Origin of the sequence: Aquisalimonas sp., assembly GCF_007120195.1 — a bacterium.
Lineage (GTDB): Bacteria > Pseudomonadota > Gammaproteobacteria > Nitrococcales > Aquisalimonadaceae > Aquisalimonas.
In genome coordinates this window covers 1-14,810 of the sequence record NZ_SKOG01000271.1, presented here as the reverse complement: position 1 = coordinate 14,810, position 14,810 = coordinate 1, and the positions used below count along the sequence as shown (strand labels likewise).

The 14,810-nt window shown below is 64.2% G+C and carries 20 protein-coding genes; 16 read left to right on the top strand and 4 right to left on the bottom strand.

The window, feature by feature from the left end; translation table 11 throughout:
* The first annotated feature begins 129 nt into the window (after window positions 1-129).
* The gene (locus tag QZT63_RS20180; RefSeq protein ID WP_366637578.1) at window positions 130-672 is read left to right on the top strand and encodes a nitrilase-related carbon-nitrogen hydrolase; all 543 of its coding nucleotides are present in this window, start codon (window positions 130-132) and stop codon (window positions 670-672) included.
* Here QZT63_RS20180 and QZT63_RS18540 read toward each other — a convergent pair.
* Window positions 579-1,166, bottom strand: a complete 588-nt coding sequence (locus QZT63_RS18540; protein WP_290653317.1) for an NAD(P)H-dependent oxidoreductase — start codon at window positions 1,164-1,166, stop codon at window positions 579-581. The genes QZT63_RS20180 and QZT63_RS18540 overlap by 94 nt on opposite strands.
* 279 nt (window positions 1,167-1,445) lie before the next feature.
* On the opposite strand from QZT63_RS18540, the gene QZT63_RS18535 reads away from it, so the two are divergent.
* From QZT63_RS18535 to QZT63_RS18515, 5 genes are all read left to right on the top strand, one after another.
* Window positions 1,446-2,519, top strand: coding sequence for an asparaginase (locus QZT63_RS18535; RefSeq protein ID WP_290653315.1), 1,074 nt, complete (start codon window positions 1,446-1,448; stop codon window positions 2,517-2,519).
* A 468-nt stretch (window positions 2,520-2,987) separates the two neighbouring features.
* A complete protein-coding gene (locus QZT63_RS18530) occupies window positions 2,988-3,245 on the top strand; it encodes a hypothetical protein (protein WP_290653313.1) in 258 nt (85 codons plus the stop codon).
* A gap of 60 nt (window positions 3,246-3,305) precedes the next feature.
* The gene (locus QZT63_RS18525; protein ID WP_290653311.1) at window positions 3,306-3,644 is read left to right on the top strand and encodes a hypothetical protein; all 339 of its coding nucleotides are present in this window, start codon (window positions 3,306-3,308) and stop codon (window positions 3,642-3,644) included.
* Window positions 3,645-3,957: 313 nt separating this feature from the next.
* Complete coding sequence (locus QZT63_RS18520) at window positions 3,958-4,341, top strand: hypothetical protein (RefSeq protein ID WP_290653356.1); 384 nt, start codon at window positions 3,958-3,960, stop codon at window positions 4,339-4,341.
* Window positions 4,283-5,215, top strand: coding sequence for a putative sulfate exporter family transporter (locus tag QZT63_RS18515; RefSeq protein ID WP_290653309.1), 933 nt, complete (start codon window positions 4,283-4,285; stop codon window positions 5,213-5,215). Before QZT63_RS18520 ends, QZT63_RS18515 begins: the two co-directional genes overlap by 59 nt.
* Window positions 5,216-5,361: 146 nt before the next feature.
* Here the strand turns inward: QZT63_RS18515 and QZT63_RS18510 are convergent, their stop codons facing one another.
* Together QZT63_RS18510 and msrP are read right to left on the bottom strand one after the other, a co-directional pair.
* A complete protein-coding gene (locus QZT63_RS18510) occupies window positions 5,362-5,988 on the bottom strand; it encodes a ferric reductase-like transmembrane domain-containing protein (protein ID WP_290653307.1) in 627 nt (208 codons plus the stop codon).
* Window positions 5,989-6,029: 41 nt separating this feature from the next.
* Entirely contained in the window at window positions 6,030-6,977 is a 948-nt protein-coding gene (gene msrP, locus QZT63_RS18505; protein ID WP_290653306.1) for a protein-methionine-sulfoxide reductase catalytic subunit MsrP, read from the bottom strand.
* Between the two features lie 378 nt (window positions 6,978-7,355).
* Between msrP and QZT63_RS18500 the strand changes: the two genes are divergently transcribed.
* The 10 genes from QZT63_RS18500 (at window position 7,356) to QZT63_RS18455 (ending at window position 13,968) form a co-directional block, all read left to right on the top strand.
* Window positions 7,356-8,363 (top strand): cytochrome-c peroxidase, encoded by a 1,008-nt coding sequence (locus QZT63_RS18500; protein ID WP_290653304.1) that lies wholly within the window; start codon window positions 7,356-7,358, stop codon window positions 8,361-8,363.
* Window positions 8,364-8,494: 131 nt separating this feature from the next.
* Complete coding sequence (locus QZT63_RS18495) at window positions 8,495-9,709, top strand: NAD(P)-dependent alcohol dehydrogenase (protein ID WP_290653302.1); 1,215 nt, start codon at window positions 8,495-8,497, stop codon at window positions 9,707-9,709.
* Between the two features lie 268 nt (window positions 9,710-9,977).
* A complete protein-coding gene (locus tag QZT63_RS18490) occupies window positions 9,978-10,322 on the top strand; it encodes a YciI family protein (RefSeq protein WP_290653300.1) in 345 nt (114 codons plus the stop codon).
* Window positions 10,323-10,370: 48 nt separating this feature from the next.
* Window positions 10,371-10,784, top strand: coding sequence for a YciI family protein (locus tag QZT63_RS18485; RefSeq protein ID WP_290653298.1), 414 nt, complete (start codon window positions 10,371-10,373; stop codon window positions 10,782-10,784).
* A gap of 316 nt (window positions 10,785-11,100) precedes the next feature.
* On the top strand, window positions 11,101-11,460 hold the full coding sequence (locus tag QZT63_RS18480; protein ID WP_290653296.1) for a DUF1428 domain-containing protein: 360 nt from the start codon (window positions 11,101-11,103) through the stop codon (window positions 11,458-11,460).
* Window positions 11,461-11,474: 14 nt separating this feature from the next.
* The gene (locus QZT63_RS18475; protein WP_290653295.1) at window positions 11,475-11,972 is read left to right on the top strand and encodes a VOC family protein; all 498 of its coding nucleotides are present in this window, start codon (window positions 11,475-11,477) and stop codon (window positions 11,970-11,972) included.
* A gap of 322 nt (window positions 11,973-12,294) precedes the next feature.
* Window positions 12,295-12,708 (top strand): VOC family protein, encoded by a 414-nt coding sequence (locus tag QZT63_RS18470; protein WP_290653294.1) that lies wholly within the window; start codon window positions 12,295-12,297, stop codon window positions 12,706-12,708.
* Between the two features lie 84 nt (window positions 12,709-12,792).
* Entirely contained in the window at window positions 12,793-13,146 is a 354-nt protein-coding gene (locus QZT63_RS18465) for a YciI family protein (RefSeq protein ID WP_290653292.1), read from the top strand.
* Window positions 13,147-13,358: 212 nt separating this feature from the next.
* Window positions 13,359-13,826: a nuclear transport factor 2 family protein gene (locus tag QZT63_RS18460; RefSeq protein ID WP_290653290.1), complete on the top strand. Its 468-nt coding sequence runs from the start codon at window positions 13,359-13,361 to the stop codon at window positions 13,824-13,826.
* Between the two features lies 1 nt (window position 13,827).
* A complete protein-coding gene (locus QZT63_RS18455; RefSeq protein ID WP_290653288.1) occupies window positions 13,828-13,968 on the top strand; it encodes a hypothetical protein in 141 nt (46 codons plus the stop codon).
* Between the two features lie 11 nt (window positions 13,969-13,979).
* Here the strand turns inward: QZT63_RS18455 and QZT63_RS18450 are convergent, their stop codons facing one another.
* The gene (locus QZT63_RS18450) at window positions 13,980-14,255 is read right to left on the bottom strand and encodes a SelT/SelW/SelH family protein (protein WP_290653286.1); all 276 of its coding nucleotides are present in this window, start codon (window positions 14,253-14,255) and stop codon (window positions 13,980-13,982) included.
* Window positions 14,256-14,810: the final 555 nt, after the last annotated feature.

The following is a 14,810-nucleotide window of genomic DNA, read 5'->3' as shown; positions in this document are numbered from 1 at the left end:
GGCCTTGAGGCCGGGGCTCCGACCTGCCTGATGCCGAAGCAGACTGTCGTCTCCAGTCAACGTGACGAGGAGAGGTGAGATGACCCCGTTACGCCAGCAGATGATTTCTGATCCTGGCCGAACCCACCGATGGCCGTCTGCGAAATTGCTTTCAGAGACTACGGCCGAAACCCGGTGCGTGGCCGTCGGATCCATCTTCGAACACCGTTGCGGCAACGGGATGACTGGCGCGCCATTCAGCGCGCACACGTCGTGGCCAACGGCCTTCCGGTGGTTGTCTGCAACCGGGTTGGATTCGAACCCGATCGCTGCTCCGGCGAACTTGAAGCCGAATTCTGGGGACACAGCCTCCTCACCGGCCCCCAAGGGCGAGATTATCGACGGGGCCGGCGGCGAGGCCAAAGTCGCTACCGCCACCATGGACCCGGAACGCAGCGGACAAGGATGCCGCAACAGGCCGTTCTTGAGGAACAGGCGCATCGATGCCTGCGGGGATCTGCTCAAGCGGTGGCGAGATTCGCTCTTAGGTATCAGGGTCAAGTGGGAATAGGGCATGTGTGCCGCTCGGTCAGGCGCCATCAGGTTCCGCGGCGGCCCAGCGCCTCGACGCGCTCGAGCCACTTCTGGCGTCCTTGCGGTCGGTTCGCGCCGGCCAGGCCGACGAAGCAGTGACGCACCGGCTTGATGCCGCAGAATTTTAGGATGTTGCGCTTGAGATTGCGGAACCCGTGGGCACCGAAAAACCAGCGGTAGAACAACGCCGGCATGCCCATGGTGATGATCACGCGTGCCGATCTGCCCTTGAGCAGGCGACCGCCGAGTCCCCCGCGCGCTTCCTGGCTGAAGGCGAAGCCGGGCCTGAGCGTCTGCTCCAGAAACCCCTTGAGCAGGGCCGGCATGGTGCCCATCCACAGCGGAAACACGATGAGAAGGTGATCGGCCCAATGGATCCGCTCCTGGGCCTTTTCGATATCCGCGGCAACACCGGGCTGCTGCCACTCGTCCTCGCTCCTGAGCAAGGGGAATTCCAGGTCGGCAAGGAAAATTTCCTCTACCGTGAAACCCGCCTCCTCGGCGCCCTTGCGGTAGGCTGCCGCCAGGCCGTGGCAGTAATGCGACCGCTCGCGGTCCGGATGGGCCTGGATGATCAGTATGCGCTTGTTCATTGTCGAGCATTTCCTCCGAAAGGATCTGGCCCTGGGGCGCCTGTGCGTTGTTCTGGTTCTCGCGCCTCCAGACGCGTGTGCCGTGCTCTTGTGCGAATCCAGGGATCATGTCCTGGATCAGGCTTGCGAGCGGCCACCATTCTTCCTATGCTTTGCCGGGACGTCGAGTGACCGTCTTCAGCGGCCGCGGCTGATGCCCCTCACAGCCTGGTCGAGTCCCGGGGTGCGAACCGGTGAGCCATTCGCGCGACTATCCACGTGCCTCATGAGGAGACGCCCATGATCCCCACACCCCGCACGCTGCTTCCGGGTGCTTTGCTCGGCGCCATGATCGCTGTGCCGGTATTCCCGGGGCAGGTCGTCGCCGACGAGGTGCCGGTCTGCATGATGATTGCGACCGGTGGGACGATCGCCATGCGCCCGGATCCCGAGACCGGCGCACCCGTGCCGGCGGATGCTGGCGAGGATCTGCTCGAGGCAGTACCGGCAGTCGGCGACTACGCGGACATCGAGATGTACAACCTCTCGAACGTGCCGTCGGACTACATGAACCCGCGCCGCTGGATCGAACTGCAACAGGAGGTCGAGGCAGCGCTGGAGCGGGATGAGGTGGCCGGGGTCATTGTCTCCCACGGCACCGATACGCTCGAGGAGACCGGCTACTTCCTTGACCTGACGGTCGACAGCGAGAAGCCCATTGCGCTGATCGGTGCGTTGCGTGACGCCGCCGCGGACGACTTCGACGGCCCCCGCAATCTGGTCGGTGCCGCAAGGGTCTGTGCCAGCGAGGAAGCAATGGGCCGGGGCGCGATGCTGGTGATGAACGACCGGATCGATGCGGCGCGAGACGTGCGCAAGGGGCATACGCACGCCGCCGACACATTCCATTCCGGGGAGAAAGGTTACCTCGGCACTGTGGAGCCCGATGAGCTGGTCTTCCACCGCGCGCCGGAGCGCCGTCAGCACGTCCCGCTGGTCGATGACGAGCTCCCCCGAGTGGATATCGTGATGATGTACGGCGGGGCGGAGGGCGACAAGCTCCAGTCATCCATCGACAACGGTGCCGAGGGTGTCGTCGTCCAGGCCCTCGGCTGGGGAAACGTTAACGAGTCGCTCTACGAGGCGATCCAGGACGCGACCGAAGCGGGGATCCCGGTTGTGATCTCGAGCCGTTCGCCGGAGGGGCATGTCCGTCCGCACTACGGCTTCGACGGCGGGGGAAAGACCCTTGAAGAGGCCGGGGCGGTCTTCGCCGGCGACCTGCTGCCGCATAAGGCGCGGATCCTGTTGATGTTGGCGATGCAGCATACGACGGATGCCGACGAGCTGAAGGCGGAGTATTTCGAGCAGTAAATCGCCCACCCGGCCGTCACGGGGCGAGTGATGGACATCGCCGACCGCTGCATCGCTCGCCACCAGATTAAGAGTAGGCGGGCTTCCCCCGCAAGACGCCGAAACTGGCGCAATCACCCTGATTCAGCGCCTCGGCAGTGCGCTGCATCGGAACATTAGTTTTACCTGCTGTTGCTCGACGGGCCCAAGTCGTGTCTCCCGACGGTTCTCTGGTGACGCTGGGCGAACGGGGTCAGGCAGCAAGGGTACAACGTCAAGCGCGTCCGAAGACAGGGCCCCGGCCAAGCGCCCCGCGGCCATGACCTGGGCTCGGCACCTCAACCGCGTCTTCAACATTGACATTGAACCCTGCAGCGCATCCGGGGCTCCTCGTACCCAGTCAATTCGGCGTTGACCAGCCCGGATTAGGGTCTCTATGTTTACTATACTGACCTGACATGCAGCCAGCCCTAAGGCCAGGTGCTCAACATGAGGAGCTTCTGGAGTAGGGCCTCCGCGCTGGCCTTCGGCGGCGTGGTGCAGGCGCGTCTGCAGCGGGTGTTGGGCATGAACTTCACGGTCGTGCAGAAGCACTTGGAGCTGTCTTACCGGTTCCGGCTTGGCGCCGGAATCGCCATCCTGTTCGTTGTACTCCTGTTCCTGTTGTACGCCATCATCAATCCGGCAAGGGGTCAGATCGCCGAATCGCATTTGGATCCGGCGCACGACCCCTCCGTCCATGCGTAAGGGGCGTACGATGAATACGTAGCCGCCGACCCTCGGCGGCCCAACCACAAGGAGAAGCACATGTTGGCAAACGGGCTAGGGGAGGTGATGGGGGCGAGCATGACGATGTTCTTCAACCCGGTCGCCTGGGTCGCACTCCTGATCTACCCTCGGCTGAGCGTCGGGCTGACCTTTGCCCTGGCCGTCGGGGTTCAGCTGCTCTGCGTGCTGTTCGTGCTGGTGTTTGCCGCGCTTGCCGGCGGCGAGATCTTCGGCCCGGCGTACGCGTACCTGCCACCGGCAGTACAGGCGCTGCTGGCCGCGGTGGTCTCAGGGGTAGTCATAGCCGGCATCTTTCTCGGCCTGCGCCGGCTGTTCTTGAAGGACGGGGGGAGCTCACGGCAGGCGGAGGAGCCTTAATCGGGCGGCCGGCGGAGTGGTCCACCCGCGCTGCCGCTTCCAGGTGGGTTCGCACCTGCTCGGCGGTCAGCGAGGATTGCCGGAACTCAATGGGCGGTTCGGCACCCCTCTCCGGGCCTGTGGACAGCTTCAGGCGCGTTCGGCCAGCGGCACGAACCGCCCTGCCCGCGGACCAAGATCCGCTATTCGGGGGTAGGGGCGAGCGTAACTATCTGTTTTTCTCAGTATCGAACTTCAAAGGTCGGCACTACAGCGTGCCGGGTGAAGTGGATTCGCCCACCGGCCTGTTAGGGCCAGAAATCCTGGGCGGGGATTGACCTGGGAGTTCGAGTTGCAGCCGGTGAACCAGGAGCTGTTGGTCCCGATCAGGCTGGGTATACCGGGAGAGCACCAGCTTACGGCCGTCCGGTTGTCGGCAGGTGCACGTCCACCACACGCGGTGCTGCACCACCCGGTCGCCGGCGGCCCGGCAATTCTCCACGATGCTCCAATACCGGTGCTCTTTGCCGTCCTTGAACCGCTTTTTTTGGCGCGCAGAAACATGGCGCACAGTGTTCGCCGGGCCACTGCAGCCGGTCGACGAGCAAAGTCGGCACTCCAAGGGAAAATGACCGTGCGACGCGCTGCAACAGTGCGCGATGATAGCAAATTACCGCACCGCAACAAGGCGAAATTCGAAGAATTCAGCGGCGAATAACGCAAGTCGGGCTAGGCCGAACGATCTAGTTTTCGACCCGCTGCTCGATCTGGTGCGGCCCCATTCGCTGCTGTCGCCCGCAGGGCATGGCTTCGGCTGGCCTGCTGGCCGGGATACATCGAAAAGTGGCGCTGTCAGGACTGAATGCGCAGGTGTGTCGGCGGGGCGTGTAACCTTTCGTAACCAGTGCATTCGGCATTTGCCAGCCCGGAAAAGTGTAGCTATACGCACCGTCGGAGAGAGGCGGGAGCCACGCTGGCACCGCAGCGGGTGCATCGGGCCGCGAGCGGTACTGGCGCCTGACGCTCAGCAGTCGCAGCCGCCACGGGCATGTCCCCTGGACGAACTTCCACCGGATCGAAACCAGGCATCCGTTGCAGCGACCAAATTTGTGTCTCACGTACAATGGGTTGCAGTCTATTTCTGTGCCGTGAGGCGAACTTCGAAGAGCGCCGCGCGGCTGGTGGACAATGTGTGTCCCGAGCAGCCGGTACGCCAGAGGGCGTTAAATATTCGGTATCCGTTGCGCTTTTCGATTCAGAGCCGCCCGGCCGTTACGGGCCGGGTATCTGGTCTCCGAGCCGGCGACGCCGCCGCCATTACCAAGCTGCTCCGCGTGGCTGTGCTCACACCTATCGTCGTGCTGCTCGCCTTGCTGTGGCGCGGCGAGACTACCGGCAGCGCGCCCGTGCCGCTGTTCCTGGTGGCTTTCCTGGCGCTGGTGGCAGTGAACTCCCTGGGCCTGTTGGACGACGGCCCGGTGGCGCTGGCACGGTTCGCCCTACCACATCCCCCGGGAGCAGGCTCGCCCGTTCACTGCCTTGCACTGGGCGATGCAGCCCGGATCAGTGCGTCCCGGTCAGGTGCTACATAGGAACCGCTACACCCCGGCGGACATGCTGGCCCAGCCGCAGCGGCTGGCGGTGATCGTGGGCATGGGTCGGCGCGGTCTGCCCGTGCAGGTGCGCGGCCACGTCGCCCGGGAATGACGGGGTGGCACCAACGCCAAGACGTCGGCTGTCACCGCGCGCGCACGGTGTGCCATAGCGGCGTCAGCAGCCGCAGTGCAATGACCGCCGCGAATCCGACCATGTAGATGACCGGCAGGGCGTAATCCGCGCGGGTAATGATCCACAGATGCAACAACCCCGCCGCCACCGCCACGTAGCCCAGGCGATGCAGCCAGTGCCAGAGCGTGGAACCCCAGTGGTGACTGAGCCCGCGCCCGGAGGTCAATGGCAGGGGGATCAGCAGTACCAGACTGACAAGGCCCACCTGCAGGTAGCGCAGGTCGACCATCTCCATGGCGATGAACTCCCACTCCCACACCATGTCCAGGCCGGCCCATGACAGGGCGTGCAGGGTCAGGTACACGAAAGCCGCGATTCCCAGAAGCGGGTGCAGAATCAGCAGTTTCGGGGCCCGCAAGACGTGGGCGAGCGTCCCCAGAATGAGGGTCAGCAGCAGCAGACCCAGCCCAAAACGCCCAAGGAAGTGCACGATCGCCTCGGCGGGATGAAAGCCCAGTTCTCCCGCCTGCCAGGCCCAGTAAAGCCACGCCAGTGGTGCCGCGCAGGCGATTCCGGTGAGGAGTTTCAGCAGCAGCGCGATGCGGGGGCCCCGGGCGGGCATCTCGGAGTCAGCCATGGTCGCTCCGTTGTTCACCGTTCAGGAAGTGCAGCCGGCTGTCAGCGGTATTCGCTCAGGTCCATCCCCTCGTAGAGGTGGGCCACATGCTCGCCGTAGCCGTTGAACTTCTCCGTGCGCCGGCGGCCGTCCTCGCCGATGCGTCGTTCCGTGGCCTGGTGCCACCTGGGATGGCGCACCTCCGGGTCGACGATGGCGTAGAAACCGTACTCGTTGGGCCGTTCCGCCTCCCAGGTAGAAACCGGGCGCTTTTCCTGCAGATGGATGCGGACGATTGACTTGATGCTCTTGTAGCCGTACTTCCACGGCACCACCAGGCGAATGGGTGCCCCGTTCTGGTTGGGCAGTACGTCGCCGTACAGGCCCACGGCGAGGATGGTCAGCGGGTGCATGGCCTCGTCCATGCGCAGCCCTTCCCGGTAGGGCCAGTCCAGGATGTCGCGCCGTTGCGCCGGCATCTGCTCCGGGTCGTGGAGGGTTTCGAACATCGCGTATTTCGCCCGCGAGGTGGGTTCGTGGCGCTTGAGCAGATCCGCAAGCGGGAATCCCACCCAGGGAATGACCATCGACCATGCCTCGACGCAGCGCAGGCGGTAAATGCGCTCCTCGAAAGAGTGGTGCTTGAGCACATCCTCCAGGCCAAAGGTCCCGGATTTCTCCACTTCGCCGCTGATCTCCAGCGACCAGGGGTCGGTCTGGAGCTTGTGGGCGTTCTTGTGGGGATCGTCCTTGCCCGTGCCGAACTCGAAGAAATTGTTGTAGGTCTTGATTGCCTCTTTCGGCGTCTTGTCCCCTTCGGTGGTGAACTCGGTGGGGTCCGCGTCGCCGAGACGGCCGGTCCACGACCAGGCGCTGGCACTCCACAGCGCCGGCGCCGCCGCCAGGGCCAGACCGCTCGCCGACTGGCGCAGGAATTCCCGGCGGCGCTCGAACAGGTGTCTGGGGGTGATCTCCGAGGAACGGGGTTTGGGGTAGCAAAACGCTCGCATGGCGTGCTCCGGTGCAGATTCATTCGCCATGATCGTGGAAATTGGATGTGTTGCCAACCTGGAATGCACCCAAAAGCAGCATCGTAAATTCCTCTTTTTGGCGTCGTGCTCTCGTGTCAATCAGGGAGCTCTGGTTTTCGGGGCCCTGATTTCTGGATCGAGCGCCCAGACCGGCGGAAAATGGCGCGTTCACGGGGGTGCCATGCCAGCTGGATTCTTGGCCCACTATGAAACAATATCTCGGATGCATGTTTTGAGCGGGAATAAGCAGAATAATTACCTTTTTACACCGGGTTCTCCGGTCGGTATGTTTGGACTCAATCTCGTTCGATTTCCAATGCAAGCGCCGCCAGGCGAACAAGAAGGAGGGCACCACCGATGCGCTCAATCAAACGCACAGGGTTCTGGGCCGGCGCGCTGGTCCTCGCGGGAACCATGACACTGGGCATCGCCGGGCAGGCCATCGCCGATGACGGCTACGGCGAGTACCGTGAACGTTTCGAGCCCCTGCCGGCGCTGCCGCCCATCCCGGCAGACAATTCGCTGACCGCAGAGAAAATCGAACTCGGCAAGATGCTGTTCTTCGAGCCGCGAATCTCATCCAGCGGCGTGATCAGCTGCGCCACCTGCCACAACCCGGCCCTGGGCTGGGCGGACCGCATCCCGCAGTCCGTGGGCCACGAGGGGCAGGTCGGTGACCGCAACACGCCGACGGTACTCAATTCCGGTTTCCTCGACTCCCAGTTCTGGGACGGCCGTGAGCCGGACCTTGAGGGGCAGGCGCTGGGTCCCATCGAGGCGGAGGTGGAAATGGCCATGGATCTGGACGAGGCGCTGGAGCGCCTGGACGGGTTCGAGGAGTACCACAAGAGCTTCGGCGAGGCCTTCCCGGGCGACGATGATCCCCTCACGGCCGACAACGTGGCCAAGGCGCTGGCGAGCTTCCAGCGGACCCTGAACACGCCGAACTCGCCCTTCGACCGCTACCTGCGTGGCGACATGCAGGCTATGACCGAGCAGCAGAAGCGGGGCATGGCGGCGTTCGTGGACAATGGCTGTGTCGCCTGCCATCACGGCCCGGCACTCACGGACGGTGGGTTCCACCGCTTCGAGTTGCCGGAAGGGCCGACGGACGAGGGCCGCTACATTGTCACCGGCGAGGAGGACGACCAGTTCCGTTTCCGCACGCCGGGGCTGCGTAACGTTGCCGTTACCTACCCCTACTTCCACAACGGCAAGGTGGACAATCTGCACGATGCCATCCAGCTGATGGCCGAGCAGATGCTCGGCAGCAAACTCGAAGAGGAGACGGTGGACGACATCGACGCGTTCATGCACGCCCTGACCGGCGAAATGCCTGACGTCAGCTTCCCCGCCCTGCCGTGATGGCGACCCGTTCCCGGTCGGCCCGCACCGGGCCGGCCGGGAACGGACCGTATCCCGACCATCGCCGATCTCCGGCAAGTGATTCCGTCCTGAAAGCTAGAGAATGGCAGTTGCCTCCGAGGACATTAGAAGTGGAGCGGGCCTGGCTCGAGGCGGTCCAGCGGCGCAGCCGGGAGTTCGAACAGGGCCTGGTAAAGCCGGTCTTGGGCGAGGAAGTGTCCGCTCGTGCGCGGGAGGAGTTGGAAAATCAACGTGGCCGGGGTTTCACCCGGCCGCCGACCTCCATGCATCCCAACTTGGGCTACAGTTATTACGCAATGCACACACGGGAGCAGGCCATGCGCGCATGGGAGCTGCAAGATGATTGGGGGATCGAGCACCTGCGGCTGGTGGACAACCCCGCCCCAACCGCCCGCCCAGGCCAGATTGTTGTGGGGATGGGTGCCGCGTCACTGAATTACCGCGACCTCATGACCGTGCAGGGTAAAAGCCCCGGCGTAAAGCTGCCCCTGATCCCCTTTTCTGACGGCGCCGGCGAGGTAATCCAGGTCGGCGACGGCGTTACCCGCGTGGCGGAGGGTGATCGCGTCTGCCCCATGTTCTTTCAGTCCTGGATCGACGGCGGGCCCACGGCCGAACGGCGCAGCAAGGCCCTCGGTGGGCCGCTGCCCGGTGTGCTGCAGGCGGAGATGCTCCTCGACGCCGAGGGCGTGGCCCACTTTCCCGCGCACCTGTCGCTGTCCGAGGCGGCCACCCTGCCGTGCGCCGCGCTGACCGCCTGGCGCGCGCTGGTGGTGGAGGGCGAGCTGCGGCCCCACGACACTGTCCTGCTGCAGGGCACGGGCGGCGTGGCGACCTTCGCACTGATGTTCGCCAAGGTCCTCGGCGCACGCGCAATCGTTATCTCCAGCAGCGACAAGAAGCTGGAGCAGGCCCGCGCACGCGGGGCCGATGACCTGATCAACTACCGCAGCACGCCGGAATGGGAGCGCGCCGTCATGGAGCTCACGGACGGTGTCGGCGTAGATCACATCCTGGAACTCGGCGGCAAGGAGAGCATCAACCGCTCCCTGAAAGCCGCCCGGGTGGGTGGCAAGGTGATGATCATCGGCGTGCTCTCCGGTTTCTCCCAGGAGATCGCCATGCGCTCCATCTATGGCAAGAACCTGCGGCTGATTGGCCTCTCCGTCGGCAGCCGGGCGCATTTCGAGGACATGAGCCGTACCATCGCGCAACACGGGTTGCGCCCGGTCATCGACACCACGCTGCCCTTCGATGCGGTGCCAGACGGCCTGCGGCGTATGGAAGCGGGTGCCCACGTAGGCAAGATCTGCTTCGAGTTGTAGTATCGCCCCCCCTTTCTTGCTGGCCCCGGGCCCACCACGCACGCCTGAACTCCCATACCGGCCGCAGTCTGAGCGCCACCGTCGTGGCCTGGAGCTCGTCCGCCAGGCGCCGGGCAGTGCATCCGAAAGCAACATTTGGCCAAGATTACGCGCGCTTCCGCCGGACGGATGTCGAAACAGCCGTTACCAGAACGACTACGGGATAGAGGCAATTGGGGCAACGACTGATGGCAGCGGATGCCCGCGACCTCGTTGACCGGAGGGGCCAATGAAGTACCTGTGCCTGATCTATGTCGATGAACAACAGCTTGCCGACACCCCCGCGGAGCTCGTGGAGCAAGTCGGCCAGGACTGCCTGGCCCACGCCGATGAGCTGCGCGCGAGGGGCCGGCTCGTGGCCTGTGAGCGCCTGGAGTCGGTCCAGACCGCCAGCACCGTGCGCACCCGCGGCGACCATGTGTCCATTACCGACGGTCCGTTTGCGGAGACCAAAGAGCAGCTGGCCGGCTTTTTCCTGATCGAGGCAAGGGACCTGAACGAGGCGATCCGCATCGCCTCCCACATCCCGCCCGGCCGCTTCGGCTGCGTCGAGGTGCGGCCGGTTGCGGCATGACCGGAATGCTGAGTGCGGACTCAAAACGACAGAGCGAGGAGGACAGTCATGCGATTCATGATCATCGTCAAGGGTGATGAGAAAGTCGAAGCGGGCGCCATGCCCGACCCGGAGGCCATCGCTGCGATGGCGGACTACCACGAGGAGCTCGAACAGGCCGGGGTTCTGGTGGACGCCTCCGGACTCCAGCCCAGCTCGAAGGGATTTCGGATCCGGTATGCCGGTGCGACACGCAGTGTGGTGGACGGCCCGTTCGCCGAGACCAGGGAACTGATCGGCGGCTACACCACCATCCGGGTCAACTCCCGCGAAGAGGCGGTGCAATGGGCCATGCGTTTCCCCAACCCCCGCGGCGAAGGCGAGGCCTGCGAGATCGAAGTGAGAAAAATGTTCGATCTGGAGGATTTCGAGCCGAGCGAGGCCATCGAACGGTTTCGCCGGATGGGCGTCGGCGGTGAATAGCCCATGGACGGCAATCGGCAATCGAAACCTGGGGTTGGAGGGGCGAAATCATGACGACAAACAAGCGAGCCATGCCCAGGCTTGTGCCCCGGGACCGCGACGCGCTTAGCGCCACCTGCCGGCGTCTGCCCTTGGTCCGCGGGAAGGAGGAGGATGTACTTCCAGGGGCTAGAAGGAGAGGCGTGGCTGCGAGATGGCAGGCGGCTCCTACTTACTTTCTCGATCTCACCGCCCTCGGCCGCCAGGAAGACTGGGAGGACTCTCCAGTCGGCTGGCCCCAGCGGCCCACCTATGGTTAAGCATGGAGACAAGCACAATGGCGCGCTATGTTGATGGATTCGTTCTCCCTGTCCCCAGGGACAATTTGGACGCGTATCGCCGCATGGCCCAGCAGGCCGGTGAGGTGTGGCGTGAGCACGGTGCGCTCGAGTACGTCGAATGCGTCGCCGACGACGTAAAGCCCGGCAAAGTCACTTCGTTTCCCCAGAGCGTTCAGCTCAAGGACGACGAGACCGTGGTGTTCGCCTGGATCGTGTACGAATCCCGCGAGCACCGCGATCAGGTCAACGACAAAGTCATGAAAGACCCGCGCATCGCCAATGTTGACGTCAAGAATATGCCCTTCGACGGCACGCGGTTGTTCTGGGGTGGGTTCAAAGCGATTGTGGAGCTATGAACGGAGCTGTGAACATGAAAAAGATCGTTCCGTGCCTGTGGTTTGACAGCGAGGCCGAGGAGGCGGCGAACTTCTACGCCTCGGTGTTCAGCGATGCCAGCGTCGGCAGGGTGACCCGCTACGGAAAAGAGGGCCATGAAATTCACGGGAAACCGGAAGGATCGGCGCTGACCGTGGAATTCGACATTGGCCCTGTCCGCTTCGTCGCCCTCAACGGCGGGCCCGCGTTCAAGTTTAGCGAAGCGGTGTCGTTTCAGGTGATCTGTGAGACGCAGGAAGAGCTCGACTATTACTGGGAGCGATTGTCCGAAGGCGGGGACAAGGAGGCGCAGCGATGCGGTTGGCTCAAGGACCGCTACGGCCTCTCGTGGCAGATTGTTCCGGAAGTCCTGCCCGAGATGCTCAACGACCAGGATCGAAGGAGGTCCGAGGGCGTCATGAACGCGTTGCTGCAGATGACAAAGCTCGACATCGGCGCCCTGAAGCAGGCGTATGAACGGGCGGCGCCCTAAGGCACCGCCCAAGTGCCACCCCCAAAGGCCGGCGGCACCGCTGCCGCTGGGCCCAGGCAACTGGCTCATCCTGGCTCAGTTGCTCGTATCGAGCCGTCTGCGGCAGGCGGCCTTTCTGATCCCGGAGCGCCCGAGTGCTGGTTCGCCGGGCAGGAACTAAGGTGGCCGAGGGGTTCAGCGCAGTGGCGGGGCGCTCGCCGGGGAACCGCGGTAATCCGCCAGAAGGAGTGGACGCGCGTCGCGCGGTGCACTTATCTGTACCGAGCCTGAGCGCGGCAGAGACGAGTCGCAGTGTGGCAGCAACGTGTATCAGGAGGACAGGATGCAGATCCAGCCGTATCTTTTCTACGATGGTCGCTGCGAAGAGGCAGTCAGGTTTTATGAGAGCGCCCTCGGCGCCGAAGTGGACATGCTGATGCGCTACCGGGAGAATCCCGGGGCCACGTGTCCCGACCAGATCCGACCTGGTATGGACGACAAAATCATGCACGCGAGCCTGCGCATCGGCGACGCCGTGTTGATGGCCTCGGATGACTGTAGCTTGCATCCAAAGGACTTCGGCGGCTTTTCGCTGTCGATCAATCCGCCGGACACGGCCACGGCCGAGCGGATGTTCGCGGCGCTGGCCGACGGCGGGCACGTGCAGATGCCACTCGGCGAGACGTTTTGGTCGCCGTGCTTCGGCATGCTGGTGGACCGCTTCGGCGTGGGGTGGATGATCAACGTGGAACCGTGAGTCGCGGCCTGCGTGATCCTGTGTGGCCGGCCCGCCGTGCCAACCGGGGCGCGGGCCGGTGCGGACTGAAGAGCGAGGATCGCTATGCCATACATGTTGCTGATCGTGGAACCGGCGGGCCAGCGCGCCCAGCGCAGCGAGGCGCAGGGGCGGGAGTTGTACGACGTCATGCTGCGCTTCGCCGACATGCTCAAGGAGCGCGGCCTGCTGATTGACGCCCAGTCGTTGCGCTCGGACGCCGAAGGGGTACGCGTGCAGGTGCGCGGCGGCAAGCCCAACTACATCGACGGGCCGTTCGCGGAGACCAAGGAGATCGTCGGCGGCTTTTTCCTGCTCGATTGCGAGGAGAGGGCTGTGGCACTCGAGCTCGCCGCCGAGTGCCCGGCGGCCGAGTGGGCGACCGTCGAAGTCCGTGCGCTGGGACCGTGTTTCACCTGAGCGGCCGCCGTCCTGGCTCGTACGGACCTCCACCGCGCCGGGGAGGCCTCCTGGCGCATAGAGGCGCTGTGGCGGATCGCCGGCGCGGTTTCGGCAGGCGTGACGGCGGCCTTACCCGTTGGTGCGATGGCGGCAGTACCGGCAGCCGCATTCGAGCGTGCCGCGCTGGCCATTGCTTCAAACCATGAACACTTTGAGAAGCCGAGGCAGACATGAGCGTTACAACCCGCGAACCCGCAGCCGAAACCGCCGTACGGGATCTCATCGAGCGATGGATCAACGCCTCCATCGTGGGGGATCTGGACGCCATTATGGGCTGCTACGCGTCGCACCTGCGCGTGTTCGACGCCATCGGCCCACTGCAGTTCACCGATGCGGCATCGTATCGCGAGCACTGGAGGATGTGCCTGTCGTTCATGGTCGGTGACATGACCTTCGAGGCCCATGACCTTCGGGTGCATACCGATGGCGACATCGCGTTTGCCCATTACCTGGTTCGCTGCGGTGGTACCGACCAGCAAGGCGAGACACAGACCGGATGGATGCGCGGCACCACCTGCTGCCGGCGCGTAGACGGGGAGTGGAAGATCGCCCACGAGCATTTCTCCGCACCGTTCGATCCGGAAAGCGGCAGGACGCTGCTGGATCTTGTGCCGCCGGGCCGCGAGGAGTCGCCATGATGTGGCGGGTGATTTAGGCCTTGGTCTGCCACGACATCGCGAGCCCATTGCCGACCTCGATACCGGGCGCACTGAGAATACCCTCGCGCTTTATGGGGGCGAGCCGCAACGGGATGGCGCACCCGATTTCGCCGGGCAGTAAAGTGACGTGCCTCATCGGTCCGCGTGCCCGAGGTTTCTTGCCGGTGCGATCTCGTCGCGCACCCGACGTTTGAGCTCCGTAATGGCTGGGAACCCACCTTCCTTTTTGCGCGACCAGATCCCTCGGCCATTCGCCCGCACCTCGAACACCCCGCCGATGCCGGGGCAGAGCACCAACTTTCCAATATCGCCGTCGAACGTTGTGAGCAGTTCCTGCGCCATCCACGTGGCGCGCAGCATCCACCCGCAGCGGGTGCAATAGACGATCTCCACCACATTCTCGCTCATGGCTCCTCCAGCGTGATCGTGCCGGCAGCCGCTGTTTCTGCATCGGCCCGGCCGGCAGCCAGATCATAGCCAGATCATCAAGTCACTGGCCAATATAGTAGCCAAGTGCCATGGCGCATGGCGTGCGTTCCTGCGGACCCGATGCCCGGTTCGGCGCGCAAGCCAGTCGTCGGCGGCAGTGACCAAAATGCGAGTCTTGTGTGCGCTATCAAACCGAGGGCTGCGGCGTGATCGGGTACTCTAAAGCAGTGTCCTAACGGCGGGCCGACACGGCCCGCCGTGGCCGATCGCCGCGCACAGCCCCACAGCGACGACGAACGCGGCCTCGAGCAGTTGGCGATCAGCAGCATCAGCTGCGTGGGGAAGGTGTCCAGGGGGAAAGGTGGCACAGAAGGTGAGCCCGATCAACGAGGCAAAGCGGGTGGGATTCCTGCTGGTGCCCGGCTTTTCGCTCATGGCGTTTGCATCCGCCCTGGAGCCATTACGCATGGCCAACCAGCTGACGGAAAAGGAACTCTACACCTGGCAGCTCATCAGCCGGGATGGCAAGCCCGT

Excerpts from the sequence above, each read along its gene's own strand:
- QZT63_RS20180 (WP_366637578.1), top strand. The coding sequence starts at position 130 with ATGGCCGTCTGCGAAATTGCTTTCAGAGACTACGGCCGAAACCCGGTG.
- QZT63_RS18465 (WP_290653292.1), top strand. The coding sequence starts at position 12,793 with ATGCCATACATGTTGCTGATCGTGGAACCGGCGGGCCAGCGCGCCCAG.
- QZT63_RS18450 (WP_290653286.1), bottom strand. The coding sequence starts at position 14,255 with ATGAGCGAGAATGTGGTGGAGATCGTCTATTGCACCCGCTGCGGGTGG.
- QZT63_RS18490 (WP_290653300.1), top strand. The coding sequence starts at position 9,978 with ATGAAGTACCTGTGCCTGATCTATGTCGATGAACAACAGCTTGCCGAC.
- QZT63_RS18510 (WP_290653307.1), bottom strand. The coding sequence starts at position 5,988 with ATGGCTGACTCCGAGATGCCCGCCCGGGGCCCCCGCATCGCGCTGCTG.
- QZT63_RS18485 (WP_290653298.1), top strand. The coding sequence starts at position 10,371 with ATGCGATTCATGATCATCGTCAAGGGTGATGAGAAAGTCGAAGCGGGC.
- QZT63_RS18480 (WP_290653296.1), top strand. The coding sequence starts at position 11,101 with ATGGCGCGCTATGTTGATGGATTCGTTCTCCCTGTCCCCAGGGACAAT.
- QZT63_RS18515 (WP_290653309.1), top strand. The coding sequence starts at position 4,283 with ATGATAGCAAATTACCGCACCGCAACAAGGCGAAATTCGAAGAATTCA.
- QZT63_RS18475 (WP_290653295.1), top strand. The coding sequence starts at position 11,475 with ATGAAAAAGATCGTTCCGTGCCTGTGGTTTGACAGCGAGGCCGAGGAG.
- QZT63_RS18525 (WP_290653311.1), top strand. The coding sequence starts at position 3,306 with ATGTTGGCAAACGGGCTAGGGGAGGTGATGGGGGCGAGCATGACGATG.
- QZT63_RS18540 (WP_290653317.1), bottom strand. The coding sequence starts at position 1,166 with ATGAACAAGCGCATACTGATCATCCAGGCCCATCCGGACCGCGAGCGG.
- QZT63_RS18470 (WP_290653294.1), top strand. The coding sequence starts at position 12,295 with ATGCAGATCCAGCCGTATCTTTTCTACGATGGTCGCTGCGAAGAGGCA.
- msrP (WP_290653306.1), bottom strand. The coding sequence starts at position 6,977 with ATGCGAGCGTTTTGCTACCCCAAACCCCGTTCCTCGGAGATCACCCCC.
- QZT63_RS18535 (WP_290653315.1), top strand. The coding sequence starts at position 1,446 with ATGATCCCCACACCCCGCACGCTGCTTCCGGGTGCTTTGCTCGGCGCC.
- QZT63_RS18460 (WP_290653290.1), top strand. The coding sequence starts at position 13,359 with ATGAGCGTTACAACCCGCGAACCCGCAGCCGAAACCGCCGTACGGGAT.
- QZT63_RS18530 (WP_290653313.1), top strand. The coding sequence starts at position 2,988 with ATGAGGAGCTTCTGGAGTAGGGCCTCCGCGCTGGCCTTCGGCGGCGTG.
- QZT63_RS18500 (WP_290653304.1), top strand. The coding sequence starts at position 7,356 with ATGCGCTCAATCAAACGCACAGGGTTCTGGGCCGGCGCGCTGGTCCTC.